Below are 1,384 nucleotides of genomic sequence, written 5' to 3' on the forward strand. Positions count from 1 at the left end.
TACCCCGGCGCCCGCCCGCCCTGCGTCATCGCGGCGGTCGGCTGGTGCGGCATGGCGGGCCCGCCGGTCATGGCGGCGCCGTTCACGCCCGCACCGGTCATCGCGTGCGTGGCGCCGGTCATCTGGCCCTGCCCGGCCTGCGGGTAGGGCGCGCCGGTCATCGGGGTGCCGATGGGCTGCGCGCCGGTCATCGGGTTCACCATCGGGTGCTGGCCCGAGGAGACCGGATACTGCGGCCCGGTGCCCTGGTGCGCCGGGGTCACCGGAAGCGCGGGCGAGCTCTGCCCGCTCAGCGCGGCCTGGGCCGCGGCGGCGAACTCCGCGCAGGAGGCGAACCGGTCCTCTGGGCGCTTGGCCATCGCCTTGGCCAGCACCGCGTCGAGCACCTGGGGCAGGCCGGGGCGCACGCTGCTCAGCGCGGGCGGCGGGTTCTGCAGGTGGCCCTGGATGACCTGGGCCGGGTTGGTCGCCGCGAACGGGCCGTTGCCGGTGAACAGCCAGAACAGCGCGCACGCCAGCGAGTACTGGTCGCTGCGGCCGTCCAGGCTCGCGCCGGTCAGCTGCTCGGGCGAGGCGTAGGCCAGGGTGGCGGTGAAGGTGCCGGTCTGGGTGAGATGCCCGGTGTCGTCGCGCAGGCGGGCGATGCCGAAGTCAGTGAGATACACGCGCTCGCCGCGGCCACCGGTGGAACGGGCGAGCAGGATGTTGGCCGGCTTCACGTCACGGTGCAGCACGCCCATGCTGTGCGCGTAGTCCAGCGCGTCGGCGGTCTCCTTGATGATCTGCACCGCGCGTTCCGGCGGCAGCGTCGCGGGGTCCACCGAGGCGGCGTCTACGCCGTCGATGTACTGCATCGAGATCCACAACTGCTCGTCCTCGACGCCGCGGTCGTAGACGGTGACGATGTTGGGGTGATCGAGCCGGGCGACCAGATCCGCCTCCCTCTCGAACCGCGCCCTCACCTCCTTGTCGTCGAACATCTCCCGATTCAGCAGCTTGAGCGCTGTCATCCTCGGCAGACGCGGATGTTTCGCCAGGTAGACCGATCCCATGCCACCGCGGCCGAGTTGCCGCTCGATGACATAGCCGGCGAAGACCTCACCGCTGGCCAGCATGTCTGCTCCAATTCCCGCCCGCACCGGGACCCACCGGGAGGCGTCAAGCATGAGAAATCATCGAAACCATAGCAGTCGGCGCATGGGCCGGACGCCATGGAAACGTCAGGGCGGAGGGCGTCCTTCGCCGTCCGCGGAGCCGCTTGCTCCGCCGTTGCCCGCGGCAGCGGGCGTGGCGGGCCGGACCGGGTCCGGCAACGCGATCACGATCGGGCGCGGGGTGCGCCGGCTCGCCCGCGACGAGGAGCCCGGGGCGGGCCGCCCGGCGG

At 72.3% G+C, this 1,384-nt stretch carries 1 protein-coding gene; it reads right to left on the bottom strand.

Annotated elements, in window-relative coordinates; translation table 11 throughout:
* Positions 1-1,115: serine/threonine-protein kinase (locus tag QH283_RS02030; RefSeq protein ID WP_280501313.1), on the bottom strand; the 1,115-nt coding region annotated here is incomplete at its 3' end.
* Positions 1,116-1,384: the final 269 nt, after the last annotated feature.

This window comes from Nocardia farcinica (assembly GCF_029867845.1).
GTDB lineage: Bacteria > Actinomycetota > Actinomycetes > Mycobacteriales > Mycobacteriaceae > Nocardia > Nocardia farcinica_A.